This is a genomic window from Erwinia sp. 198, assembly GCF_003937915.1.
Classification (GTDB): domain Bacteria; phylum Pseudomonadota; class Gammaproteobacteria; order Enterobacterales; family Enterobacteriaceae; genus Erwinia; species Erwinia aeris.
Window position 1 is genome coordinate 1 of the sequence record NZ_RHUM01000001.1, and the last position, 23,592, is coordinate 23,592.

The 23,592-nt window shown below is 55.9% G+C and carries 24 protein-coding genes and 1 rRNA gene; 8 read left to right on the plus strand and 17 right to left on the minus strand.

The genetic code is table 11. The features are described from left to right. Window positions 1–109 (plus strand): 5S ribosomal RNA (rrf, locus tag EGK14_RS00005); the annotation flags it as partial. Between the two features lie 199 nt (window positions 110–308). Here the strand turns inward: rrf and EGK14_RS00010 are convergent. From EGK14_RS00010 to EGK14_RS00025, 4 genes are all read right to left on the minus strand, one after another. Continuing rightward, window positions 309–1,070 (minus strand): amino acid ABC transporter ATP-binding protein, encoded by a 762-nt coding sequence (locus EGK14_RS00010; protein WP_125287037.1) that lies wholly within the window; start codon window positions 1,068–1,070, stop codon window positions 309–311. Between the two features lie 8 nt (window positions 1,071–1,078). After that, window positions 1,079–2,179 carry an amino acid ABC transporter permease gene (locus EGK14_RS00015; RefSeq protein ID WP_125287038.1) on the minus strand — a complete coding sequence of 367 codons (1,101 nt, stop codon included), beginning with the start codon at window positions 2,177–2,179 and terminating at the stop codon, window positions 1,079–1,081. A gap of 15 nt (window positions 2,180–2,194) precedes the next feature. After that, window positions 2,195–3,373 carry an amino acid ABC transporter permease gene (locus EGK14_RS00020; protein WP_125287039.1) on the minus strand — a complete coding sequence of 393 codons (1,179 nt, stop codon included), beginning with the start codon at window positions 3,371–3,373 and terminating at the stop codon, window positions 2,195–2,197. Between the two features lie 63 nt (window positions 3,374–3,436). After that, entirely contained in the window at window positions 3,437–4,462 is a 1,026-nt protein-coding gene (locus EGK14_RS00025; RefSeq protein ID WP_125287040.1) for an amino acid ABC transporter substrate-binding protein, read from the minus strand. 129 nt (window positions 4,463–4,591) lie between these two features. Here EGK14_RS00025 and EGK14_RS00030 point away from each other — a divergent pair, with 129 nt between their 5' ends. After that, entirely contained in the window at window positions 4,592–4,933 is a 342-nt protein-coding gene (locus EGK14_RS00030; RefSeq protein ID WP_125287041.1) for a hypothetical protein, read from the plus strand. Here EGK14_RS00030 and lpxP read toward each other — a convergent pair. The 13 genes from lpxP to EGK14_RS00095 form a co-directional block, all read right to left on the minus strand. Continuing rightward, window positions 4,927–5,847 carry a kdo(2)-lipid IV(A) palmitoleoyltransferase gene (lpxP, locus tag EGK14_RS00035; protein ID WP_125287042.1) on the minus strand — a complete coding sequence of 307 codons (921 nt, stop codon included), beginning with the start codon at window positions 5,845–5,847 and terminating at the stop codon, window positions 4,927–4,929. The two genes, EGK14_RS00030 and lpxP, sit on opposite strands and share 7 nt — an antisense overlap. 200 nt (window positions 5,848–6,047) lie before the next feature. Continuing rightward, the gene (gene fis, locus EGK14_RS00040) at window positions 6,048–6,344 is read right to left on the minus strand and encodes a DNA-binding transcriptional regulator Fis (RefSeq protein WP_000462905.1); all 297 of its coding nucleotides are present in this window, start codon (window positions 6,342–6,344) and stop codon (window positions 6,048–6,050) included. 24 nt (window positions 6,345–6,368) lie between these two features. Next, entirely contained in the window at window positions 6,369–7,334 is a 966-nt protein-coding gene (dusB, locus tag EGK14_RS00045; RefSeq protein ID WP_125287483.1) for a tRNA dihydrouridine synthase DusB, read from the minus strand. Window positions 7,335–7,629: 295 nt separating this feature from the next. Further along, window positions 7,630–8,361, minus strand: a complete 732-nt coding sequence (locus EGK14_RS00050; protein WP_370255880.1) for a carbonic anhydrase — start codon at window positions 8,359–8,361, stop codon at window positions 7,630–7,632. 112 nt (window positions 8,362–8,473) lie between these two features. Further along, the gene (prmA, locus tag EGK14_RS00055) at window positions 8,474–9,355 is read right to left on the minus strand and encodes a 50S ribosomal protein L11 methyltransferase (protein WP_125287044.1); all 882 of its coding nucleotides are present in this window, start codon (window positions 9,353–9,355) and stop codon (window positions 8,474–8,476) included. Window positions 9,356–9,385: 30 nt separating this feature from the next. Continuing rightward, complete coding sequence (gene panF / locus EGK14_RS00060; protein WP_125287045.1) at window positions 9,386–10,813, minus strand: sodium/pantothenate symporter; 1,428 nt, start codon at window positions 10,811–10,813, stop codon at window positions 9,386–9,388. Continuing rightward, window positions 10,810–11,046 (minus strand): YhdT family protein, encoded by a 237-nt coding sequence (locus EGK14_RS00065; protein ID WP_125287046.1) that lies wholly within the window; start codon window positions 11,044–11,046, stop codon window positions 10,810–10,812. Before EGK14_RS00065 ends, panF begins: the two co-directional genes overlap by 4 nt. Window positions 11,047–11,113: 67 nt before the next feature. Further along, the gene (accC, locus tag EGK14_RS00070; RefSeq protein WP_125287047.1) at window positions 11,114–12,463 is read right to left on the minus strand and encodes an acetyl-CoA carboxylase biotin carboxylase subunit; all 1,350 of its coding nucleotides are present in this window, start codon (window positions 12,461–12,463) and stop codon (window positions 11,114–11,116) included. An 11-nt stretch (window positions 12,464–12,474) separates the two neighbouring features. Continuing rightward, complete coding sequence (gene accB, locus EGK14_RS00075) at window positions 12,475–12,945, minus strand: acetyl-CoA carboxylase biotin carboxyl carrier protein (protein WP_125287048.1); 471 nt, start codon at window positions 12,943–12,945, stop codon at window positions 12,475–12,477. 21 nt (window positions 12,946–12,966) lie between these two features. Continuing rightward, on the minus strand, window positions 12,967–13,419 hold the full coding sequence (gene aroQ, locus EGK14_RS00080) for a type II 3-dehydroquinate dehydratase (RefSeq protein ID WP_199746318.1): 453 nt from the start codon (window positions 13,417–13,419) through the stop codon (window positions 12,967–12,969). Window positions 13,420–13,635: 216 nt separating this feature from the next. Further along, window positions 13,636–14,235, minus strand: a complete 600-nt coding sequence (msrQ, locus tag EGK14_RS00085) for a protein-methionine-sulfoxide reductase heme-binding subunit MsrQ (RefSeq protein WP_125287049.1) — start codon at window positions 14,233–14,235, stop codon at window positions 13,636–13,638. Beyond that, window positions 14,235–15,242 carry a protein-methionine-sulfoxide reductase catalytic subunit MsrP gene (gene msrP, locus EGK14_RS00090; RefSeq protein WP_125287050.1) on the minus strand — a complete coding sequence of 336 codons (1,008 nt, stop codon included), beginning with the start codon at window positions 15,240–15,242 and terminating at the stop codon, window positions 14,235–14,237. The genes msrQ and msrP overlap by 1 nt, the downstream gene beginning before the upstream one ends. Window positions 15,243–15,481: 239 nt before the next feature. Then, window positions 15,482–16,459: an MDR family oxidoreductase gene (locus tag EGK14_RS00095; protein ID WP_125287051.1), complete on the minus strand. Its 978-nt coding sequence runs from the start codon at window positions 16,457–16,459 to the stop codon at window positions 15,482–15,484. 179 nt (window positions 16,460–16,638) lie between these two features. On the opposite strand from EGK14_RS00095, the gene csrD reads away from it, so the two are divergent. From csrD to rng, 6 genes are all read left to right on the plus strand, one after another. Next, window positions 16,639–18,588 carry an RNase E specificity factor CsrD gene (csrD, locus tag EGK14_RS00100; protein WP_125287052.1) on the plus strand — a complete coding sequence of 650 codons (1,950 nt, stop codon included), beginning with the start codon at window positions 16,639–16,641 and terminating at the stop codon, window positions 18,586–18,588. A gap of 313 nt (window positions 18,589–18,901) precedes the next feature. Continuing rightward, on the plus strand, window positions 18,902–19,945 hold the full coding sequence (gene mreB / locus EGK14_RS00105) for a rod shape-determining protein MreB (protein WP_003855260.1): 1,044 nt from the start codon (window positions 18,902–18,904) through the stop codon (window positions 19,943–19,945). Window positions 19,946–20,009: 64 nt separating this feature from the next. Continuing rightward, entirely contained in the window at window positions 20,010–21,023 is a 1,014-nt protein-coding gene (gene mreC / locus EGK14_RS00110) for a rod shape-determining protein MreC (protein ID WP_125287053.1), read from the plus strand. Continuing rightward, on the plus strand, window positions 21,020–21,508 hold the full coding sequence (gene mreD, locus EGK14_RS00115; RefSeq protein ID WP_125287054.1) for a rod shape-determining protein MreD: 489 nt from the start codon (window positions 21,020–21,022) through the stop codon (window positions 21,506–21,508). Before mreC ends, mreD begins: the two co-directional genes overlap by 4 nt. 8 nt (window positions 21,509–21,516) lie before the next feature. Next, the gene (locus tag EGK14_RS00120; RefSeq protein WP_125287055.1) at window positions 21,517–22,110 is read left to right on the plus strand and encodes a nucleoside triphosphate pyrophosphatase; all 594 of its coding nucleotides are present in this window, start codon (window positions 21,517–21,519) and stop codon (window positions 22,108–22,110) included. Continuing rightward, a complete protein-coding gene (gene rng, locus EGK14_RS00125) occupies window positions 22,100–23,569 on the plus strand; it encodes a ribonuclease G (protein WP_125287056.1) in 1,470 nt (489 codons plus the stop codon). Before EGK14_RS00120 ends, rng begins: the two co-directional genes overlap by 11 nt. Window positions 23,570–23,592 lie beyond the last annotated feature (23 nt).

Genomic DNA, 23,592 nt, shown 5'->3' on the forward strand with positions numbered 1-23,592 from the left:
GCTTTAGCGCGGTGGTCCCACCTGACCCCATGCCGAACTCAGAAGTGAAACGCCGTAGCGCCGATGGTAGTGTGGGGCCTCCCCATGCGAGAGTAGGGAACTGCCAGGCATCAGATTGCGATAACCCCGACCTCACGGTCGGGGTTTTTTGCGTTTGTGCGCCGGAAACGCCCTCTGCGTGCCCGTTCCCACGTATTTTCAGTTCCAGCTCAGAGCCAAACTGAACAGTAAAAAGCCCCGGTCAAGTAACGGGGCTCAGGTCTTCGCATCAGATTTGCACGGCGAGACCGGACGTTGCAGCATCGCTTTTAATGAATAACCTGCGAAAGAAAAGCTCGGGTTCGCTCCGATTTTGGTGCGGAGAAGAACTCCTGCGGCGGCGCCTGCTCAACGATTTCTCCACGATCCATAAAGATCACTCGATCGGCCACGGTGCGGGCAAAGCCCATCTCATGCGTCACGCAGAGCATGGTCATGCCGTCTTCCGCCAGACCAATCATGGTATCCAGCACCTCTTTTACCATTTCAGGATCCAGCGCGGAAGTTGGCTCATCAAACAGCATGATTTTGGGCTTCATGCAAAGCGAACGGGCAATAGCCACACGCTGCTGCTGACCACCAGAAAGCTGGCCGGGAAACTTATGCGCATGTTCTGCAATGCGTACGCGTTCCAGGTAGTGCATGGCCAGCGCTTCGGCTTCTTTCTTTGGCGTTTTGCGCACCCAAATCGGCGCCAGCGTACAGTTTTGCAGCACGCTCAGGTGCGGAAAAAGGTTAAAATGTTGAAACACCATGCCAACTTCCGTTCGCACGCGCTCAATATTGCGTAAATCATCGTTCAGGTGGATACCATCGACAACAATACGCCCCTGCTGATGCTCTTCCAGATGATTGATACAGCGAATAGTGGTGGATTTCCCGGAGCCGGAAGGGCCGCAAAGTACGATGCGCTCGCGTGCTTTTACCTGCAAATTAATGTCTTTCAGTACGTGAAACTGCCCATACCATTTATTAACGTTTTCCAGCGTAATCATCATCGCTTCATCCGATTGAATCAAAGAATTAGTCATTGTAAGCCTCAGTGCGGCGTGCGCCCGGTGTGAAAACGCCTTTCCAGATACTGGCTGTAGCGCGACATGCTGAAACAGAAGATCCAGTAAACCAGCGCGGCAAAAACGTACCCTTCGGTGGACATACCAAGCCAGGCGGGATCGACCGTAGCCTGCTGGACGCTGCTGAAGAGATCGAAAAGCCCGATAATAATGACCAGGCTGGTATCTTTAAAAAGCGCGATAATCGTATTGACGAGGCCGGGGATCACCATCTTTAACGCCTGGGGCAGGATCACCAGGCCCTGCGTTTTCCAGTAGCCCAGCGCCAGCGACTCGGCGGCTTCATACTGTCCTTTCGGCAGCGCCTGTAAGCCGCCGCGTACCACTTCTGCTACATAAGCCGACTGGAAAAGGATCACCCCTACCAACGCCCGGATTAGTTTATCGATGCTGCTGCCTTCCGCCATAAACAGCGGCAGCATTACCGAGGACATAAACAGCACCGTGATCAAGGGAACGCCGCGCCAGAACTCGATAAAGATAATTGACAGAGTACGCACCACGGGCATCGTGGAGCGGCGTCCCAGCGCAAGCAGGATACCGAGCGGCAGGGCGCCAGCGATACCCACGGAGGCGATAATCAGCGTCAGCGTAAGGCCGCCCCATTGGCGCGTTTCAACGCGTTCAAGCCCAAAGAAACCACCATAAAGCAGAACCCATACCGCCACGGGATAAACAATTGCCCATACGGCGATATAGCTTCCCCGCCGCGGTAGTGACTTGATAAACATCGGGATGATGCTGAGCAGGCCGATTACCAGCGCCACATTAATGCGCCAGCGCAGCTCATGAGGATAAAGACCATACATAAACTGGCCAAAACGGGCGTGGATAAACACCCAGCAGGCGCCTTCTTTGGTACAGTCCGCACGGGTAGTGCCGATCCAGTTAGCCTGAAATATCAGCCAGTTCAGCGCTGGCGGTATTACACTCCAGATCGCCCACAGGCAGAACAACGTCAGCAGCGAATTGCCCCAGCTTGAGAACAGGTTTTTTCTGGCCCATTTCACGGCTCGCATAAAAGAACTTACCGGCACAGGCTGCGTATCATGCGTGGCTAAAGTCATAGTTATTCCGTTCTCTTAACGCTCAATCAGCCGTATTTTGCGGTTATAGATATTCATCAACAGCGAAATCAACAGGCTGATAATCAGGTAAACGCCCATAGTGATCGCGATGGTTTCAATAGCCTGCCCCGTCTGGTTCAGCACCGTGCCGGCAAACAGCGACACCATATCGGGATAGCCGATTGCCGCCGCCAGCGAGGAGTTCTTAACAATGTTCAGATACTGGCTGGTCAACGGCGGGATAATGACGCGCATCGCCTGAGGAATAATCACCTGACGCAGCGTGACTGGATTCGGCAGACCAAGCGAGCGAGCTGCTTCATTTTGCCCGTGCGGTACGGACTGGATCCCGGCGCGGATCACCTCAGCAATAAAAGAAGAGGTGTAGATTGAAAGTGCCAGCGTCAGCGCCGCCAGCTCCGGGATCAATACAAAACCGCCGCGGAAATTGAAGCCGCGCAGCATCGGTACATCCCAGTGCATCGGCACGCCAAAAGCCAGATGAGCGAGTAAAGGAAAAATAATAAACATGGCCAGGATGGCAGGCCAGCTCCGTCTCAGCTGGCCCGTCTTTAACTGATAGCTACGGTTATAGCGGAACAGCGCAATGCTGCATGCCGCAGCAAGCAGCAGGGAGAGAAGAAAAGGCCATGTGCCAGAGGCGTATGCCGGCCAGGGAATGTAAAGGCCGCGATTGCTGATGAAAGCCAGATCGAAAGCGTTCATCGCCTGGCGTGGGCCCGGCAGATTGCGCAGCACGGCAAAGTACCAGAAGAAGATTTGCAGCAGCGGCGGAATATTGCGGAAGATTTCGATATAGATGGTTGAAAGCTTGCGCAGCAGCCAGTTATCCGACAGGCGGGCAAGGCCAATGAAAAAGCCCAGCAAAGAGGCGAATACAATACAGAGCGCGGAGACCAGCAGCGTATTGGTCAGGCCGACCAAAAAGACGCGGGCATAGGTATCGGCTTCGCTGTAATCGATAAGATGCTGAACGATACCGAAGCCCGCGCTGCGCTCCAGGAAGCCAAAGCCGGAGGTGATGCCGCGGTTGGCGAGGTTAATCACCGTATTGTGGATAAGATAGCCAGCTACGGCCAGCACCAGCACCACGGCGATAATCTGGTACAGCCAGGCGCGCACCGCAGGATTGCTAAAGGAGATATCCCTTTTTACGGACGGGCGTTGAGACATGTTGAAACCTCAGTCACGAAAATTCTGACGAAGGCGCCGATCGGCGCCCTGTTTCAGCGGGAATTAACGTACCGGTGGCGCGTACTGAATGCCGCCTTTGTTCCAAAGGGCATTCTGCCCACGTGCGATTTTCAGCTGGCTGTCTTTACCGACGTTACGATCGAATACTTCCTGATAGTTGCCTACCTGTTTAATGATATTGAAGGCCCATTTGTTATTCAGCTTCAGATCCTTGCCGAAATCGCCTTCTGAACCCAGCAGGTGCGCCATATCCGGCGTGGAAGGCTTAGCGGCCATCTGGTCAACGTTCGTTGAGGTGATGCCCATCTCTTCCGCGTTCAGCATCGCAAACAGCGACCACTTAACGATGGTGTACCAGTCATCATCGCCACGGCGAACCACCGGCCCTAAAGGCTCTTTTGAGATCACTTCCGGCAGCACGATAAATTCGTCCGGCTTGCCTAACTTGATGCGCAGGGCATACAGCTGCGACTGATCGGAGGCCAGCGTATCGCAGCGGCCGGTATCCAGTGCTTTTGCCGATTCGTCAGAGCGATCGAAGGTCACAGGCGTGTACTGCATTTTGTTGGCTTTGAAATAGTCGGCGACGTTGAGTTCGGTGTCCGTTCCCGCCTGGATGCAAACCGTGGCGCCATCCAGCTCTTTGGCGCTTTTAAGGCCCGCTTTCTGGTGAGTCAAAAAGCCAATACCGTCATAGTAATTTACGCCGGCAAAAATAAAGCCCATACCGCCATCGCGCGACGAGGTCCAGGTAGTGTTGCGGGAAAGGATATCGACTTCGCCGGATTGCAGAGCGGTAAAGCGTTCTTTAGCCGTTAACGGGGTATATTTTACTTTTGTCGCATCGCCAAACACGGCCGCCGCTGCGGCACGGCAAACATCCACATCGATGCCGCTAAATTTGCCGCTGGCATCCGCAAACGAGAAGCCGGGCAGGCCGTCACTGATCCCACACTGCACAAACCCTTTCTTTTTAATCGCATCCAGCGTAGCACCGGCATGGGCCTGATTAGCGACTGCAAACAGCGCTGCAGCGGCCACCAAAGTGGAAAGCATCATTTTTTTCATAAAGCATCCTGTGTGGCGTAAGCGTTTTGTTATGTTTTAGTGCACGCTGCGGTGCACTTTTCCTGTCTGTGGCAAGAGCCATCCACGACACTGCAAAGGGAATGCCAGATTTGCAGCATCCTGAATTTCATGGAAAGGTTTGTTAATAATCGGAAGCGTACAGAAAGTTGGCCTAATATTGCGCACCAAACAGAGGCAAAAGCCGCGCGGCTGGTCACAAATGGTGCGAAATGTTTCTTAAAATTTAAGCGGTGTGAGCAAAAGCGCGATTATTGTTGCGGCAAGCGGCAAGCGGCAAGCGGCAAGCAAGAGGCAGGAAGCAGCGAGTGGGTAGCGGGAGAGGCGCGGAAACAGAAACGGGAGACAGAAGTGGAGGGCAGAAGAAGACAGCAGGCAGAAGAAGCAAGCAGAAAACAGGCGAAAAAAACCAGCCGCTATGGGCTGGTTCATAAACGTAAGACGCCTCAGTAAAGCGGCTTTGCGCCATCAGGACGCGTTTTAAAGCGGCGGTGCAGCCACATATACTGCTCGGGCGCACGCATGATTTCCGTCTCAATGACCCTGTTCATATAGGCAGCAGCCTGTTGCTCATCGGCAATGGGGTAATCTTTCAGCTCAGGTTGGATCACCAGTTCATAACCGCTGCCGTCATCGTTACGGATCAGCACAACGGTGATCAAGGCTGGTTTAGCCATGCGGGCCAGCATCCAGGTGCCGCTGGTGGTAGCAGCCTGCGGTACGGCAAACAGCGGCGCGAACACGCTGCCTTTCGGGCCATAGTCCTGATCGGGCGCAAACCAGACGGCTTCACCCTGTTTCAACGCCTGTACCATGCCACGCAGATCGCGGCGGTTAATCATCGCCTTATTGGAACGCATACGTCCTTTGGTCTGCACCCATTCCATCAGCTTGTTATTATGCGGCCGATACATCGCCATCATCGGCTGGCACAGGCCCATGGCCCTGCCGCCCAGCTCCAGCGACATAAAGTGCACGCCGATAATGAGCGCGCCGCGGCCTTCTTTCTGAGCTGCCTGTAAATTGTGCAGGCCGTTAACGGTAAACCAGCGCTTCACCCGGCGATCGGACCAGAACCAGGCCATACCGGTTTCCAGCAGGCCCATACCCAATGATTCGAAATTGCGTACGATACTCTGCTCGATTTGCGCTTCCGGCATATCCGGGAAGCAGAGCTCAAGGTTACGACGGGTAATGCGGATACGGCGCTTTAAAAACCGCATCGAAGTACGGCCCATCCAGGTGCCCAGCTTTTGCAGAAGCGGAAACGGCAGCTGGACCAGTAAAAACAGCAGTCCCAGACCAGCCCAGGTGATCCAGTAACGAGGGTGCATCAGCCTGCGGGTAAAGCGGGGGGATACCTTCATATATCTCTCTTTATGCTTGCATGGAAGTAGTAGCGCATAAAGACGTTAATCCGTAGCGGTACAGGATGTAGGACAACCAGATTGGCAGGAAGTTGAGGTAAATGTCTGTTATTTACACAATCAAGACAATTTTGTCTGAACGGCGCCCATTAAAAAAGGCGCTAACAGTACGTAGCGCCTCCGTCACAATGAACCGAAACTTAGTTCATGCCGTATTTTTTCAGTTTCTTACGCAGCGTACCGCGGTTGATACCCATCATCAGGGCTGCACGGGTCTGGTTGCCACGGGTATATTGCATCACCATGTCCAACAGTGGCTGTTCCACTTCAGCCAAAACCAGCTCATACAGGTCATTAACATCCTGACCATTCAGTTGAGCAAAATAGTTCTTCAGTGCCTGTTTGACCGAGTCACGCAGAGGCTTTTGAGTCACCTGATCCTGGGAGTTAACGGTTGAAACGGTCAGTACGTCAGAATTTACGCGTTGTTCGAACATAGTTCTGTCAGCTCTTTATTTCTATTATGCAAGTTTTTCGAAGTATGCCTCCAACGCCTCCAGCTGTTCGCTGGCATCCTCAATGGCGTTGAATGTGCGCCGAAACTGGTCGTTTGGGGCGTGCTCCTGGAGATACCAGGAGACGTGCTTCCGGGCAATACGATATCCTTTGCGATGACCATAAAAGTCGTGCAGTTCCCGTAAATGCCCAATAAGCAAGCGCTTTACTTCAGCCAGTGGCATTGGTGCCAGCAGCTCCCCAGTGTCCAGATAATGCTGGATTTCCCGGAAGATCCACGGTCTTCCCTGAGCCGCGCGTCCTATCATCAGGGCATCTGCCCCCGTATAGTCAAGCACGGCTCTGGCTTTATGCGGGTCAGTAATGTCTCCGTTCGCGATTACGGGGATAGAGACACTCTGCTTAACTGTCCGAATGCTGTCATATTCAGCTTCGCCGTTGAACAAACACGCGCGTGTGCGTCCGTGAATGGTCAGGGCCTGAATGCCACAACGTTCAGCCAATTGGGCAATCTCAACACAATTGCGGTTGTCCACGTCCCAGCCGGTGCGAATCTTTAGCGTAACGGGCACATCCACCGCATTGACCACCGCCGAAAGGATAGACCTTACCAGCTCTGGATGCTGCAGCAGGGCAGAGCCCGCCATTTTCCGATTCACCTTTTTAGCCGGACAGCCCATGTTGATATCGATAACCTGCGCGCCCGATAAAGCGTTAATGCGCGCGGCTTCAGCCATCTCATCAGGATCACAACCGGCAATCTGCACGGTACGAATACCGGGCTCATCACTGTGTACCATACGCAGTCGGGATTTGTCGCTGGCCCAGACTTCCGGGTTTGACGACAGCATCTCCGATACGGTCATACCAGCGCCCATTGCGTAGCAAAGCGTCCGGAAAGGCCTGTCGGTAATTCCGGCCATTGGTGCTGCAATCAGGCGATTGCGAAGCTGGTGGTTTCCTATGCGCATGAAAAAAAAGTGACCATAGTGTGTTCGCAAGGCGGCGTATATTACGCATTTTTTTAAGAAGATGAAAGGCCAAACTTTGAACAATTCCCCCTGCAAACCGGCATTGTCGGCCTGCGGAGACGGTGAGGCGGATAAATATCCTTATTTAACAATAGATTGAATTTTAACGATTAAATTATGAACAAATATTTTTCTTTTTTTGTGAGGCAGTTAACACTATAAATTGCGGCGCTTCAGGCACTAAGCGCAACAAGCGCCGCCGTAAGCCTGCAAAAAAAGACGAAACAGCGTACTGCTATTCGACAATTATCCGGCCGTGCAAAGGCTGCAAGGGGCGGTTATTGGCATGTTCAAGCGCGTGCTCAAAAACCGCCAGCTGGGCCGGAGAAAGCGTCACGGGCTGCTTCAGAATTAACCAGCGCACGCCTTCCGTACAGGGCGGAGTAGTCAGCGAACCGCTAAAGCGGTAGTAGTGCTTCTCGACGGGAAAAAGCGTGGCGAGATCCATACTTTGCTTCATGGTGTCGACCTGGTTTTGCTGTGCGGGCAGGGAAGCGAGCAGCGGCTTAAGCGCGCTGTTTTCAGCGCCGGTTTCAAACATAACGGCCAGCACCGCCAGCTCGCCTTGCTGGTTGGCATGAACAAAATGCGCTTCAAGCGGGAAGCTTTTGCCGAAAAGGTGATTTTCGCTGGGCGCGTGAAAATGGAACTGTTTAAGCACGAATGCGTCATTATCAAGCTGAAAATCGTCGCTGTCCTTCACCGTAACCTGGATAGTATGGCCATTGTTAACGATGGTTTTGGTATCGGTATGAAAGTTCATGCCCAGCGGCGGCAGCTTACCGTCAATGACCTGGGTAATATCGACAGGGGACTGATACTGGCCGGTTTTACAGGTTTGAAACGCATCGCCCAGCTCGGCCCAGTGTTCAGGCGAGCCCTGGCCTTCATAAGACCAGTGAATAGCTGGTTTAGCCATGACGGGCAAAGCGGCAAGGCAGGAGAACAGCAGGGCATATCTTCTCATCTTCATTATCCCTTGAAGTGACCGGCACAGGCCGGCGCGATTAAATAACCCTGCTGATAATAAGCCTATGGTAGAGGAAATCTATCTGAATCCGTCCCTGGAAACCGATCTTTTAGCGACGCACGCCGGTAATGCGGCACCACTCTTCTTTTTCCGCCACCGGATCGAGCGCAAACTTATCCGCATAGGCTTCGCACACGCCGTCTGCCTGGCTCGCCAGCACGCCGGAGAGACCAAGATGACCGCCGGAAACCGGCAGCACGCTGATAAGCGGCGCCAGCTCACGCAGCGGGCCGGCAAGGATATTAGCGACCACGACGTCTGCGCTGAGGTTCTCCGGCTGCTCGTGAGGCAGGTAAAGCGACAGACGTTCCGACACGCCGTTGCGCTCGGCATTGTCACGGCTGGCCTGGATCGCCTGCGGATCGATATCGATACCAATAGCCTGTGCCGCACCCAGCTTCAGCGCCGCGATAGCGAGAATGCCGGAGCCGCAGCCAAAATCGATCACGGTTTTACCGGCCAGATCCAGGCCGTCCAGCCAGCTCAGGCACATCGCCGTCGTGGGATGGGTGCCGGTGCCAAACGCCAGGCCGGGATCCAGCATCACGTTGACCGCGTTCGGATCCGGCACGTCGCGCCAGCTTGGGCAAATCCACAGGCGCTGACCAAAACGCATCGGATGGAAGTTTTCCATCCATTCCCGCTCCCAGTCCTTGTCTTCGATCTGCTCGATTTTGTGGTGGAAGCCGGCGCCCAGCAGCGGATGCTGTTCCAGACTGGCAATCACGTCCTGCATGTCGGTTTCGGCATCAAACAGGCCGATCGCATCGGTATCGCCCCACAGGCGCGTTTCGCCAGGCAGCGGTTCAAACACCGGATTGTCGTGCGTATCCTGAAACGTGACCGAGACAGCCCCGTTCTCGATCAGCGCGTCGCCCAGCTCTTCAGCCTGGTCGCCGGTGGTGTTGATTTTCATTTGTATCCAGGGCATTGCGATTCTCTTTAGTCAAACAAATAAAGGCTAAGGCCGGACAGGGCGGCCAAAACGGTTGCCGATTACGAAGGCAATCAGGCTCAGCAGCAGCGAAGGCACAATCGGGTGAAACCCCCACGGCTGCAGTGAAAAGCTGGCCAGCAGGGTATAGCAGCCCGCGCCGCCGATCATGCTGCTGAGTGCGCCGGCAGCATTGGCTTTCTCCCAGTATAACCCCAGCACCAGCGGCCACAGAAATACCGCTTCCAGACCGCCGAAAGCCAGCAGGTTAAGCCAGATCAGCATATCGGGCGGATTCCAGGCCGCCACCAGCAGCAGCAGGCCCAGCACCAGCGTGACCGTCGCGGAGATCTTTCTGAGCAGCGGCTCGTTATCCAACTGCTGCGGGCGCACGCGCAAAAAGAGATCCTTGACGATCGTGGCGGAAGACTGCAACAGCTGCGCGTTGATCGTCGACATAATGGCGGCCATCGGCGCGGCCAGGAAGATCCCGGCGGCCAGCGGTGGCAAAACGTGGATCATCAAGGTCGGGATCACCAGATCCGGCACGGTCAGGCCCGGCATCACGGCGCGACCCAGCGCGCCGGCCAGATGCATGCCGAACATCAGCACGGTCACGACCACGGTGCCCAGCAGGATGCCGCGATGCACGGCCTTGCTGTCTTTATAAGAGATACAGCGTACGGCGGTATGCGGCAGGCCGATCACGCCAAAACAGACCAGCACCGAGAAAGAGGCCAGAAAGGTCGGGCTGAGGATATTATCCACGCCGCCTGGCGAAATCAGCTGCGGATCGATCTGCTGGAGCTTCTGTACCGCGCTGTGCATCCCACCTGCGCTGTGGATCACCGCAAACAGCAGGATAAAGGTGCCAAGCAGCATAACCATACCCTGTAAGGCATCGTTCAGCACGCTGGCGCGGAAGCCGCCGAAAGCGGTATAGAGCGCAATAGCGCCGCCGAAAATCAGCAGGCCGCTGCTGTAAGGAATGCCCGCGGCGGTTTCCAGCAGCCGCGCGCCGCCGATAAACTGCACGGTCATCGCGCCAATAAAGGCTATTAGCAGGCTGAGGCTGGCAAACCAGACCAGCAGCGGGCTGCGATAGCGGGCGTAAAGCATATCGTTAAGCGTCAGCGCGTTATAGCGCCGGGCCAGAATAGCGAACTTCTTGCCTAAAACGCCCAGCGACAGCCAGACGGCGGGTACCTGCACCATCGACAGCAGCACCCAGCCCAGCCCATATTTATAGGCGGCGCCAGGCCCGCCGATAAAGGAACTCGCGCTGATATAGGTGGTGGTCAGCGTCATCGCCAGCACAAACCCGCCCATCGAGCGGCTGCCGAGAAAATATTCGGTAAGAAAGTTGCCTTCGCGCCGTTTACGCATCGCGTAGACGGAAAGCGCCGCCACCAGCAGCAGATAGGCGATAAGGGGCAGAACGATCCCGGCCTTCACGGCGTATCCTCCAGCGAAATATCACGAAAGATCCGTTTGATCATCAGCCAGCAGAAAAAGATAAACAGCAGCGGCACCAGCAGACAGGCCATTTCAAACCAGTGGGGCAGGCCGGTGATGCCCGGCTGATTGCCGCCAAAAGCAGCCGTCAGCGACCACGCGGCCACGTAGGCGACCGCCAGCCAGAACGACCAGCGCGCCTCACGATGGGCCTGCACAAAGCGTTTTTCCATTTTTCCTCCCGTAACAGGCAAAGAAAAAGGCCGGTCAGACCGGCCTTCCTTTATTACCTCTGGCGGATCAGGTTTCCTGAATGCCGAGTTTTTTCTCCAGATAGTGGATGTTGGTGCCACCAATCTGGAAGTTTTCGTCGCTCATGATCTTCATCTGCAGCTCGACGTTAGTCTTGATGCCGTCAATGATCAGTTCCGCCAGTGCGTTTTTCATACGGGCGATAGCCACGTCACGCGTCTCACCATAGGTGATCAGCTTGCCGATCATGGAATCATAGTACGGCGGCACGGTATAGCCCGCGTAGATATGAGACTCCCAGCGCACACCGAAGCCGCCAGGCGCATGGAAGCGCGTGATTTTACCCGGGCTTGGCAGGAAGGTGTTCGGATCTTCCGCGTTGATACGGCACTCGACCGCATGGCCGCGAACCACTACGTCTTCCTGTTTGATCGACAGCGGCTGACCGGCAGCGATGCGCAGCTGCTCTTTGATCAGATCGACGCCGGTGATCATCTCGGTAACCGGATGCTCAACCTGGATACGGGTGTTCATCTCAATGAAGTAGAACTCGCCGTTCTCGAACAGGAACTCAAAGGTGCCCGCGCCGCGGTAGCCGATATCGATACAGGCTTTCGCACAGCGCTCGCCGATAAAGCGACGCTGTTCTTCAGTGATGCCCGGCGCTGGCGCCTCTTCCACCACTTTCTGGTGGCGACGCTGCATGGAGCAGTCGCGCTCGGCCAGATAGATGGCGTGGCCCTGGCCGTCAGCTAAAACCTGAATTTCGATATGGCGCGGGTTCTCGAGGAATTTCTCCATGTAAACCATGTCGTTGTTGAAAGCCGCTTTGGCTTCCGCTTTCGTCATGTTGATGGATTGCTCAAGATCCTTGTCGTGGCGCACAACGCGCATTCCACGACCGCCGCCGCCGCCGGAAGCCTTAACGATAACCGGATAACCGATACGTTGAGCGATGGCGCGGTTTTTTTCCATATCGTCGCCCAGCGAGCCGTCCGAACCTGGTACGGTTGGCACGCCGGTTTTTTTCATCGCGGTGATGGCGGAAACTTTATCGCCCATCAGACGGATGGTATCGGCTTTGGGGCCGATAAAGATAAAGCCGGAGCGCTCCACCTGCTCGGCAAAATCGGCGTTCTCAGAGAGGAAGCCGTAGCCCGGGTGGATAGCCACCGCACCGGTGATCTCTGCGGCAGAGATTAGCGCCGGGATGTTCAGATAGCTTTTAACGGATGGCGCAGGCCCGATACAAACGGTCTCATCGGCCAGCAGCACGTGTTTCAGATCGCGGTCGGCGCTTGAATGCACGGCCACGGTCTTGATACCCAGTTCTTTACAGGCGCGCAGAATACGCAGCGCGATTTCACCACGGTTAGCAATTACAATTTTTTCCAGCATGGTTCGCCTCGTTATTCGATGACTACCAGCGGCTCGTCAAATTCTACTGGCTGACCGCTTTCGACCAGGATCGCTTTTACCACGCCGGACTTATCGGCTTCGATCTGGTTCATCATTTTCATCGCTTCAACGATGCACAGGGTGTCGCCAGCGTTAACTTTCTGGCCGACTTCGACAAAGGCTTTCGCGTCCGGGCTTGGCGTGCGGTAGAAAGTACCGACCATTGGTGAACGTACGATGTGGCCACTGATCTCGGCAGCGGCAGGCGCTTCCATCGCTGGCGTGGTCGCTGGTGCCACGGCAGTTGCCAGCGCTGGCTGCGGCTGCATTGGCGCGGCCCAGGCCTGCTGCATCATTGGGTAGCCTGAATTGGCCGGGGAACGACTGATGCGAACGGACTCTTCACCTTCAGAAATTTCCAGTTCAGCAATGCCTGATTCTTCAACCAGTTCGATCAGTTTTTTAATCTTACGAATATCCATTAGTGTGGTTCCGTACTCTGTTTAATTAGATTGTGACAGGCGTTTAACCGCCGTCTGTAAAGCCCAGGAATAACCGTCGACGCCAAGTCCACAAATTACGCCAGCAGCAATATCAGAAAGATAAGAATGATGGCGGAAAGGCTCGCGGGCATGCACATTGGACAGGTGCACTTCAATAAACGGGATGCTGACTGCAAGCAGGGCATCACGAAGCGCCACGCTGGTATGCGTATAGGCCGCCGGGTTAATGACGATATAATCGACATTGCCTCTCGCCTCATGAATGCGGTCAATTAACGCGTGTTCCGCGTTAGACTGCAGATGACTCAGCTTCACATTGAGCGCGTCAGCCTGCGCAGTTAGCCCGCTGACGAGATCGGGAAGGGTCGTGCTGCCATACTTCTCCGGCTCGCGAGTGCCAAGGAGGTTCAGGTTGGGACCATTCAAAAGCAGTATGTGAAACTTCTCAGCCATCTTGCTGCTATCTCCTGCGATAATTGAGGCATCGCACAAAATACAATGCGAAAAGCCATTTGTCACCTTTCACGGTGAAATTTGGCCCCTGCACGGGTTTAAAACCGGGCATTATAACGATTTCAACGCAATTAGCAGCTAAATACTGGTCGTATCAGCGAAGATAATCCACCGGACGCGTAGGAAAGCATCCGGTTATGCGCGGCGGCGCACGTTTTATCGCAGCCACAGGCGGAATTTCTTATAGCGCCACAGCAGCAGGATCAAAGCCAGAGAAGCGTAGATCCAGGGCTGGGGCGAGAACGTTTTAACCGACCACAGATAGTGGATGGGGGCGAGGATCAGGACAAGATAGATGGCGTTGTGCAGCTTTTGCCAGTTTTTGCCTAATTTTCGCTGCGCCTTCTGAAAAGAGGTCAGCGACAGCAGCAGCAGGATAAACCAGCTGATGATCCCCAGCGTCAGATAAGGACGCGAGATCAGCTCCGAACCCAGCAGGCTGAGGTTAGCGATACCCAGCTCCAGCAGCGAATAGCTGACCAGATGCAGCGTGGCCCAGGCGAAACACCACAGTCCCAGCAGGCGACGGACGCGGATAAGCAGCGGCTGCCTGCCGTAGCGCGCCAGCGGCGTGACCAGCAGCGTGCCGAGCAGGAACTTCAGAGCCATCCGGCCGGTAAAATGCTGGATATCCTTTGCCGGATCGGCGCTCAGCCAGCCCTGGTTAATGGACAGGATCAGCCAGAGAAAAGGTAAAAAACCGGCCAGATGCAGCAGTAATTTCAGGCCGGTAATCTGCTTGCCCGTCAGACGCACTAGAAGTTCTCCCGCAGATCTAATCCCTTATAGAGGGAAGCCACCCGATCGGCATAGCCGTTAAACAGCAGCGTGGGCTGACGCTTGACGTCCAGAATGCCGCCGGAACCGATAAAACGTTCCGTAGCCTGCGACCAGCGCGGATGATCGACATGCGGATTCACATTGCCGTAGAAGCCATACTCGTTCGAGGCCAGCAGGTTCCAGGTAGTCGGCGGCTGCTCCTTGACCAGGGTAATTTTCACGATGGACTTGATGCCCTTAAACCCGTATTTCCACGGCACGGTCAGGCGGATCGGCGCGCCGTTTTGCGGCGGCAGCGCTTTGCCGTAAACGCCGGTGGTCAACATGGTCAGCGGATGCATGGCTTCATCCAGCCGCAGCCCTTCCACATAGGGATAATCGATGCCGCCGCCGACAAAGCGATCGCGCTGGCCCGGCATCTCTTCCGGCGCGTAAATCGTTTGAAAGGCGACATAGCGCGCGTTGCTGGTTGGCTCTGCGGCTTTTAACAGCTTGCCCAGCTCGAACCCAATCCAGGGCACCACCATCGACCAGGCCTCCACGCAGCGCATCCGATAAATACGCTGCTCTAACGGAAATCGCTTAAAGATATCGTCCATATCCAGCGTCATCGGCTTCATTACTTCGCCGCCGATTTCTATTTTCCAGTCGGCGGTTTTCAATGAGCCGGCGTTGGCCGCCGGATCCGCTTTATCCAGGCCGAACTCATAAAAGTTGTTGTAGCCCGTTACCTTATCTTCCGGCGTCAGCGCTAAGTCAGCCTGATACTGCGCGGGCTTGCTGAAGTCGAGCGGTTTACCGGCCGGCGCTTTCTGGCTCTCTTTGCCTTTTCCCTGTAGCCAGGAAAGTACGTCGGCGCGGGCCGTCGGCACCGACAGCGCGGCGGCACTAATCCCCAGCGCTTTCATTACCTGGCGACGCCGGGCGTTGAAAATGCTTTCCGGGGTCACATCTTTTTCAGTGAGTTTATCAACGGGCTTCATGGCTGTATCTCCAGAGACGGTCACTTTTTAGCATGACCAAAAAAAGCGAATTCAGCGAATAAAAAAGCGGCTGGCGCGCAGAATATCAGCTCCGTAAAACCGTTGAGAGAGCAGGAAGTGTAATCAGTTATGTGAATGTTGAAGAAAGGTAAATATAAGGCGGGTTCGCTACGCCGGGCGGCAAGCGGCGCGCGATAAAAGCCACCTGGCGGGATCGGCGCGCCAGGTGATATAACGCGCTAGCGAATTTTTACCAGCGTCCGGCCGGTAATCTCGTTATTAAGCAGTTTGGCCGCGCTGGCAGCAGCGTCGGCCAGCGCAATTTCCGTTGTCGCCTGTTGATAAAACGCATCGGGCAGCGTTTTAACCAGTCTTTTCCAGGCCACAAGGCGACGCTCTGCGGGTGCCGTAACGGAATCGACCCCCTGAAGGCGCACGTTGCGCAGAATAAAAGGCATCACGGTGGTCGGAAGCGTGAAACCGGCCGCCAGGCCGCAGGCCGCCACTACGCTACCGTAGTTCATCTGCGCCAGCACGCTTGCCAGCACCTTATCACCAGCGGTATCTACCGCACCGGCCCAGCGCTGTTTTTCCAGCGGTCGGCTGTCGGCGCTGAAAGCCTCGCGCGGCAGGATTTCGCTGGCGCCCAGCTGGTGAAGATAGTCATGGGTGGATGGCCTGCCGCTTACGGCTGTCACCCGATAGCCAAGCGAGCTGAGCAGGGAAACCGCCGTGCTGCCCACGCCGCCGCTGGCACCGGTCACTATCACCTCGCCGCTGTCAGGCCGCACGCCGCCTTCCTCCAGCGCCATGACGCAAAGCATAGCGGTCAGGCCGGCCGTGCCGATAATCATCGCCCGACGGCCATCAAGACCTTCCGGCATCGGCGTCAGCCAGTCGCCTTTTACCCTGGCCTGTTCCGCCAGGCCGCCCCAGTGATTTTCCCCCACGCCCCAGCCGGTCAGCAGCACCTGTTGTCCGGCATGAAAGCGCGGATCTTCGCTGTGGCGAACCTGGCCTGCAAAATCGATGCCGGGCACCATCGGAAACTGCCGGACAATTTTCCCTTTGCCGGTAATCGCCAGCGCATCTTTGTAGTTCAGGCCTGACCAGCTGACATCCACCGTCACCTCGCCCGGCGGCAGGGCGTCCGGGCTAAGCTGTTTCACTGCGGCCAGGGTTTTGCCTTCGGACTGTTCGAGAAGCAGTGCGTGCATGAGAATCTCCTGAAAATGGAACGGAAGGGTATAATAAAAGTCTGACCTCACTATACTCCCGGCAATCAGTAAAATTTTGTTTAAGATGCATAAAAGCATGAGGAAGGTCTCTGCAAAGCCATTCGCCGTCACTGCTTTTTGCTACGGCGTCTCTTCCACGGTAGCCAAAGAGCACAAGGATGCGATTAACCACCAAACTCTCCGCAATGATTACCTTTGTCAGCGCGCTGGTCATGCTTGTCATGCTGGTGGGCGGCGTAATGAGCTTTTATTACCTTAGCGATTTGCGCGCTGAGCATCGTCTGCAGGCGATGGCGGACGACATCGATCGGGCGCTCGACCATCAATCCCCTGACCAGATAGCCCCGGGGCTGGTGCAGGTGATGGGGCCGTTACAGGTTGTTCGCGTCACTTTTATGGTAAATAATCAGCCTGTTAAAACCCTTTCCCGCCATCAGGATGCGCTGATGGAAGATGAGCCTAACCGCTATCGCGACAGCGTTATTCCTCTGAGCAAACATTCCCGGTACGTGCTGCATATCGTCTGGATAGACAGTGCCAAAACCTGGCTGACGTCCTTTATTGGCGCGTCTATCTTAAGCCTGCTGGTGCTGGCGACAGGCATCCTGCTGCTAATCCTGTTTTTCTCTCATCGCTGGCTGTACCGACAGCTTGAAGGCATGGAGCGGCTGGAAAGTCGCGCGGCAAAAGTGCTGAGGGGGGAAAGAGAAACCGTGCGTCAGGGATCCGTGCTGGAGTGGCCGCCCAAGGCCAGCAGCGCGCTGGATCTGCTGCTCGGGGATTTGCAGGAAGCCTCCGAACGCCGCAATCGCGTGGATACGCTAATTCGGGCTTTCGCCGCGCAGGATCGCATGACCGGCCTGCATAACCGCCTTTTCTTCGACAATCAGCTTGCCACGCTGCTGGAAGATAGCGAAACCGCGGGCGCACACGGCATGGTAATGATGATCCGCCTGCCGGACCTCGACACGCTGCGTGATAACTGGGGTCATGCGCCGGTACAGGATTACCTTTTTGGCCTGGTGAACCTGCTGTCTACCTTCGTGATGCGCTATGCCGGCGCGCTGCTGGCACGCTATTTCCGCAGTGATTTCGCCGTTCTGCTGCCGCACCGCAGCCTGAAGGATGCCGACAGCATCGCCTCCCAGCTGATCAAAGCCGTGGACGCGCTACCGCCCACGCGCATGTTGGATCGGGAAGATATGATCCATATCGGCATCAGCGCCTGGCAAAGCGGGCAAACCACGCAGCAGGTCATGGAAAACGTCGAGCTGGCCACGCGGCACGCGGCGCTGCTGGGCGGCAATAACTGGTCGGTCAGTGAAAAACCGGCGCCGGAGCTGAGCCGGGGCAGCGTCAAGTGGCGCACGCTGCTGGAGAATACCCTTAGTCGCGGCGGGCCGCGCTTGTATCAGAAACCGGCGGTAACGCGGGAAGGGCGGTTACACCATCGCGAAATCATGCCGAGGATCTTTGACGGCAAAACCGAGCTGGCGGCGGCTGAATATCTGCCGCTGGTGCAGCAGCTGGGCATGGCCGAAGGTTATGACCGGGTTTTAATAAGCCGCATCCTGAGCTTTATCCATGCCTGGCCGGAGGAAACGCTGGCGATACCGCTGACGATCGATGCGCTCCTGCAGCGTCCTTTCCAGATTTGGCTGCGCGACATGCTGCTGCAATACACTAAATCACAAAGAAACCGTATTTTATTTGAACTTGCGGAAGCGGATGTAGGTCAACATCTCTGCCGCTTGCAAGGCGCCTTTCATTTACTGAAAGGTTTTGGCTGCCGTATTGCCATTATTCAGGCTGGGTTAACGCTGGTCAGCACGGCCTACATCAAGGTGGTGTCGCCGGAACTGATCAAACTGCATCCCGGTCTGGTGCGCAATATCGACCGCCGCAAGGAGAATCAGCTGTTTGTGCAGAGTTTGCTCGAAAGCTGCAAGGGAACGTCAACGCAGATTTTCGCCGCAGGCGTAAAAACCCGAAGTGAATGGCAAACCTTAACGGAGTCAGGGATAAACGGCGGCCAGGGCGATTTTTTTGCCCCTTCGCAGCTGCTGACAGGCGATATGAAAAAATATTCGCAAAGATATCGAGTTTAGTCTGCCGTTAAGCCGGATTTCACGTAGAATAGCCGCGCAGCTGTGGTGCCGGCTACGTTTGACGGGCGGTAAAACAGTGCCTAAATATGTAAAAATTCATGTACGTTATGTCCGTAAAACGGCCTTAAAACAGGGGCGATGCGCCTGAACTCAGGCATTCTGCTCGCTTAGTTTTTTGGGTTGTGACTCAGGCGAGAGATAGCGTGATTTTTCACCGAAGTAGAGCGTTTTTGCGCCTTGTCGCTGCTTCGTGTGGTTGGTAAAGTAAGCGGATTTTATTATCCGCCCCCAGCTAGCAGGATTATCCTTCAGTATGTTTAAAAAATTCCGTGGCATGTTTTCCAACGACTTGTCCATCGACCTGGGTACCGCCAATACCCTGATTTATGTGAAAGGACAGGGCATCGTTCTGAATGAGCCTTCCGTCGTTGCTATTCGTCAGGATCGTGCCGGTTCCCCAAAGAGCGTCGCGGCAGTAGGTCATGACGCCAAGCAGATGCTGGGTCGTACCCCCGGCAATATCGCTGCTATCCGTCCAATGAAAGACGGCGTGATTGCCGATTTCTTTGTGACCGAAAAGATGCTGCAACACTTTATCAAACAGGTTCACAGCAACAGCTTTATGCGCCCAAGCCCGCGCGTGCTGGTGTGTGTGCCTGTCGGCGCGACCCAGGTTGAACGCCGTGCGATCCGTGAATCCGCACAGGGCGCAGGCGCGCGTGAAGTTTTCCTGATTGAAGAACCAATGGCCGCCGCTATCGGTGCTGGCCTGCCGGTTTCGGAAGCGACCGGTTCGATGGTGGTCGATATCGGCGGCGGCACCACGGAAGTCGCGGTGATCTCCCTGAACGGCGTGGTTTACTCCTCTTCCGTGCGCATCGGCGGCGATCGCTTTGACGAAGCCATCATTAATTACGTGCGCCGTAACTACGGCTCGCTGATTGGCGAAGCCACGGCCGAACGTATCAAACATGAGATCGGCTCCGCTTATCCGGGCGACGAAGTGCGTGAGATCGAAGTGCGCGGTCGTAACCTGGCGGAAGGCGTGCCTCGCGGCTTTACGCTGAACTCCAACGAAATTCTGGAGGCACTCCAGGAGCCGCTGACCGGCATCGTTAGCGCGGTGATGGTTGCGCTGGAACAGTGTCCGCCAGAGCTGGCCTCTGACATCTCCGAGCGCGGCATGGTGCTGACCGGCGGCGGCGCGCTTCTGCGCAACCTCGATCGTCTGCTGATGGAAGAAACCGGTATTCCGGTGGTAGTGGCTGAAGATCCGCTGACCTGCGTCGCACGCGGCGGCGGTAAGGCGTTGGAAATGATCGACATGCACGGCGGCGATTTGTTCAGCGAAGAATAATTTGCCATGAAGGCGCGCGGGCCCCGCGCGTCTTGTTAATGATGTCGAGGAATACGCCGAGTTTATGAAGCCGATCTTCAGCAGGGGTCCATCCCTGCAGTTACGCTTGTTTCTGGCAGTTGTGGTAGCGATAGGCGTGATTATCGCCGACAGCCGTATGGGCGCTTTCAGCCAGATACGCACCTACATGGATACGGCGGTCAGCCCATTCTATTTTCTGGCCAACGGGCCACGTCAGATTCTGGACAGCGTTTCCGACACGCTGGCCTCTCGCCAGCAGCTTGAGCTGGAAAACAAAGCCCTGCACCGTGAGCTGATGCTGAAAAACAGCGAGCTGCTGATGCTGGGGCAATTTAAGCAGGAAAACGCGCGTCTGCGCGAGCTGCTTGGTTCGCCGCTGCGTCAGGACGAGCACAAGATGGTCACCCAGGTCATCTCTACCGGCACGGATCCCTATACCGATCAGGTGGTAATCGATAAAGGCAGCGTAAACGGCGTTTACGAAGGCCAGCCGATTATCAGCGATAAAGGCGTGGTCGGCCAGGTCGTCGCCGTCGGCAAAATCACCAGCCGCGTGATGCTGATTTGCGATTCCTCTCACGCGCTGCCGATTCAGGTATTGCGCAACGATATTCGCGTGATTGCGGCGGGCAACGGCTGTACGGAGGATCTTCAGCTTGAGCACCTGCCGGGCAACACCGATATCCGCGTGGGTGACGTGCTGGTCACTTCCGGCCTCGGCGGTCGTTTCCCGGAAGGCTATCCGGTAGGCGTGGTTTCCTCCGTGAAACTGGATACGCAGCGCGCCTATACCGTGATCCAGGCGCGTCCGACGGCGGGCCTGCAACGTTTACGCTATCTGCTGCTGCTGTGGGGCGCGGATCGCAACGGCACGATGCCGATGGCGCCGGATGAAGTGCATCGCGTCGCCAACGAGCGCCTGATGCAGATGATGCCGCAGGTGCTGCCGGCCGCCAGCGAAATGATGGGGCCGCCTGCGCCGGAAAACGCCTCGACCACCGGGCAGACGACGCCTGCGGCTCAGACCACCCCCGCCTCGCGCAGAGGCCAGCCTTGAGCAACTATCGCAGCCATGGTCGCTGGGTCATCTGGTGCTCGTTTCTGGTGGCGCTGGTGCTGCAAATTATGCCGTGGCCCGATCAGCTCTATATGTTCCGGCCTTCCTGGCTGCTGCTAATTCTGATCTACTGGGTGCTGGCGCTGCCGCATCGCGTGAATGTCGGCACGGGTTTTGTGATGGGATCTATAATGGATCTGATTTCAGGCTCGACGCTGGGCGTGCGTGCGCTGGCCTTCAGCATCCTTGCTTACCTGGTGGCGTTTAAATTCCAGCTATTCCGCAATCTGGCGCTCTGGCAACAGGCGCTGATGGTGATGGTGCTGTCGCTGGCGATGGATGTCATTGTCTTCTGGGCGGAATTTTTAGTTATTAACGTCTCGTTTCGTCCGGAAATCTTCTGGAGCAGCGTAATAGACGGTATTCTTTGGCCCTGGCTGTTCTTGCTGATGAGAAAAATACGTCGCCAGTTTGCCGTACAATAAGGAAGAGTATGATATCCCTTTACCTGGCCTCCGGTTCTCCCCGTCGTCGTGAATTACTTACGCAGCTTGGTCTGCGTTTTGCGCGTTTAAGCACGCAGGTCGAAGAGCGGCAGCAGCCCGGCGAAATGGCGGAAGCCTACGTCCGGCGTCTGGCGCTGGAAAAAGCGCAGGCTGGCGTGGCGGTAGCGGAGCAGGATCTGCCGGTGCTGGGTGCCGATACCATCGTGGTGCTGAACAACGAAGTGCTGGAGAAACCGGCAGACGAGGCCGCCGCGGCCGCGATGCTGGCTAAACTTTCCGGCCAGACGCATCAGGTGATGACCGCCGTCGCGCTGGCCGATCGGCAACGGCAGCTGGCGTGCATGGTGGTAACAGAAGTCACTTTCCGCCTGCTGAGCGAGGAAGACATTACGGCCTATATCGCCAGCGGCGAGCCGATGGATAAAGCCGGCGCCTATGGCATTCAGGGACTGGGCGGGAATTTTGTCAGAAAAATCAATGGAAGCTATCACGCAGTAGTGGGGCTGCCCCTGGTGGAAACGGCTGAGCTGCTGAGCCAGTTTCACGCGTTGCGTGAGGTAAGGGAACAAGATGACGGCTGAACTTCTGGTAAATATTACCCCTTCAGAAACGCGAGTCGCCTATATTGACGGCGGCATTCTGCAGGAAATTCATATTGAACGCGAAGCGCGCCGGGGCATTGTCGGCAATATCTATAAAGGCCGCGTCAGCCGGGTTCTGCCGGGCATGCAGGCTGCCTTTGTTGATATCGGTCTGGAAAAAGCTGCCTTTCTGCACGCTTCCGACATCATGCCGCATACCGAGTGCGTAGCGGGCGACGAGCGTAAAAACTTTTCCGTACGCGACATTTCCGAACTGGTTCGTCAGGGACAGGATCTGATGGTGCAGGTGGTGAAAGATCCGCTGGGCACCAAAGGCGCGCGTCTCACCACCGATATCACGCTGCCTTCACGCTATCTGGTCTTTATGCCGGGCGCGTCGCACGTTGGCGTTTCGCAACGCATAGAAAGCGAAGCGGAGCGCGAGCGTCTTAAGTCCGTTGTGGCAGCCTACTGCGATGAGCTGGGCGGCTATATTATCCGCACCGCCGCCGAAGGCGTGGGCGAACAGGAGCTGGCTTCCGACGCCGCGTTTCTCAAACGCCTGTGGACTAAAGTCATCGAGCGCAAAAAGCGCAATAAAACCCGCTGTCGTCTTTATGGTGAAGTCGCGCTCTCACAGCGCATCCTGCGCGATTTCGCCGGGGCCGCCCTGGATCGTATCCGCATCGATTCGCGTCAGACCTGGGAACATCTGGTGGAGTTCACCAGCGAATACATTCCTGAAATGACGGCAAAGCTGGAGCTGTACACCGGCAAGCAGCCAATTTTCGATCTGTTCGATGTGGAAAACGAAATCCAGCGCTCGCTGGATCGCAAGGTGGAGCTGAAATCCGGCGGCTATTTGATTATCGATCAAACCGAGGCGATGACCACCATCGATATCAATACCGGCGCCTTTGTCGGCCATCGCAATCTGGATGAAACCATCTTTAACACCAACGTCGAGGCAACTCAGGCGATCGCCCGCCAGCTGCGTCTGCGCAACCTCGGCGGCATTATCATCATCGACTTTATCGATATGAATAACGAAGATCACCGCCGTCGCGTGCTGCACTCGCTGGAGCAGGCGCTGAGTAAGGATCGGGTTAAAACCGGCATCAATGGTTTCTCGCAGCTTGGGCTGGTAGAGATGACCCGTAAACGCACGCGGGAAAGCATTGAGCACGTGCTGTGTCATGACTGCCCGGTCTGCAAAGGGCGCGGCACGCTGAAAACCGTGGAAACCGTCTGCTATGAGATCATGCGCGAAATAGTCCGCGTTCATCACGCCTACGACTCAGACCGTTTTTTAGTTTACGTTTCGCCTGCGGTTGGCGAGGCGCTAAAAACCGACGAGTCCCATGCGCTGGCGGAAGTGGAGATATTCGTTGGCAAGCAGGTGAAAGTACAGATTGAACCGCTCTATACTCAGGAGCAGTTTGACGTGGTGATGATGTAAGCCATCGGCTATCCCGCTCAAAA

Excerpts from the sequence above, each read along its gene's own strand:
- EGK14_RS00015 (WP_125287038.1), bottom strand. The coding sequence starts at position 2,179 with ATGACTTTAGCCACGCATGATACGCAGCCTGTGCCGGTAAGTTCTTTT.
- EGK14_RS00065 (WP_125287046.1), bottom strand. The coding sequence starts at position 11,046 with ATGGAAAAACGCTTTGTGCAGGCCCATCGTGAGGCGCGCTGGTCGTTC.
- accB (WP_125287048.1), bottom strand. The coding sequence starts at position 12,945 with ATGGATATTCGTAAGATTAAAAAACTGATCGAACTGGTTGAAGAATCA.
- EGK14_RS00025 (WP_125287040.1), bottom strand. The coding sequence starts at position 4,462 with ATGAAAAAAATGATGCTTTCCACTTTGGTGGCCGCTGCAGCGCTGTTT.
- EGK14_RS00120 (WP_125287055.1), top strand. The coding sequence starts at position 21,517 with ATGATATCCCTTTACCTGGCCTCCGGTTCTCCCCGTCGTCGTGAATTA.
- prmA (WP_125287044.1), bottom strand. The coding sequence starts at position 9,355 with ATGCCCTGGATACAAATGAAAATCAACACCACCGGCGACCAGGCTGAA.
- aroQ (WP_199746318.1), bottom strand. The coding sequence starts at position 13,419 with ATGGCTGAGAAGTTTCACATACTGCTTTTGAATGGTCCCAACCTGAAC.
- EGK14_RS00050 (WP_370255880.1), bottom strand. The coding sequence starts at position 8,361 with ATGAGAAGATATGCCCTGCTGTTCTCCTGCCTTGCCGCTTTGCCCGTC.
- EGK14_RS00095 (WP_125287051.1), bottom strand. The coding sequence starts at position 16,459 with ATGCACGCACTGCTTCTCGAACAGTCCGAAGGCAAAACCCTGGCCGCA.
- mreB (WP_003855260.1), top strand. The coding sequence starts at position 18,902 with ATGTTTAAAAAATTCCGTGGCATGTTTTCCAACGACTTGTCCATCGAC.
- rng (WP_125287056.1), top strand. The coding sequence starts at position 22,100 with ATGACGGCTGAACTTCTGGTAAATATTACCCCTTCAGAAACGCGAGTC.
- lpxP (WP_125287042.1), bottom strand. The coding sequence starts at position 5,847 with ATGAAGGTATCCCCCCGCTTTACCCGCAGGCTGATGCACCCTCGTTAC.
- mreC (WP_125287053.1), top strand. The coding sequence starts at position 20,010 with ATGAAGCCGATCTTCAGCAGGGGTCCATCCCTGCAGTTACGCTTGTTT.
- msrP (WP_125287050.1), bottom strand. The coding sequence starts at position 15,242 with ATGAAGCCCGTTGATAAACTCACTGAAAAAGATGTGACCCCGGAAAGC.
- EGK14_RS00020 (WP_125287039.1), bottom strand. The coding sequence starts at position 3,373 with ATGTCTCAACGCCCGTCCGTAAAAAGGGATATCTCCTTTAGCAATCCT.
- EGK14_RS00030 (WP_125287041.1), top strand. The coding sequence starts at position 4,592 with ATGGAAAGGTTTGTTAATAATCGGAAGCGTACAGAAAGTTGGCCTAAT.
- accC (WP_125287047.1), bottom strand. The coding sequence starts at position 12,463 with ATGCTGGAAAAAATTGTAATTGCTAACCGTGGTGAAATCGCGCTGCGT.
- csrD (WP_125287052.1), top strand. The coding sequence starts at position 16,639 with ATGCGATTAACCACCAAACTCTCCGCAATGATTACCTTTGTCAGCGCG.
- dusB (WP_125287483.1), bottom strand. The coding sequence starts at position 7,334 with ATGCGCATAGGAAACCACCAGCTTCGCAATCGCCTGATTGCAGCACCA.
- fis (WP_000462905.1), bottom strand. The coding sequence starts at position 6,344 with ATGTTCGAACAACGCGTAAATTCTGACGTACTGACCGTTTCAACCGTT.
- EGK14_RS00010 (WP_125287037.1), bottom strand. The coding sequence starts at position 1,070 with ATGACTAATTCTTTGATTCAATCGGATGAAGCGATGATGATTACGCTG.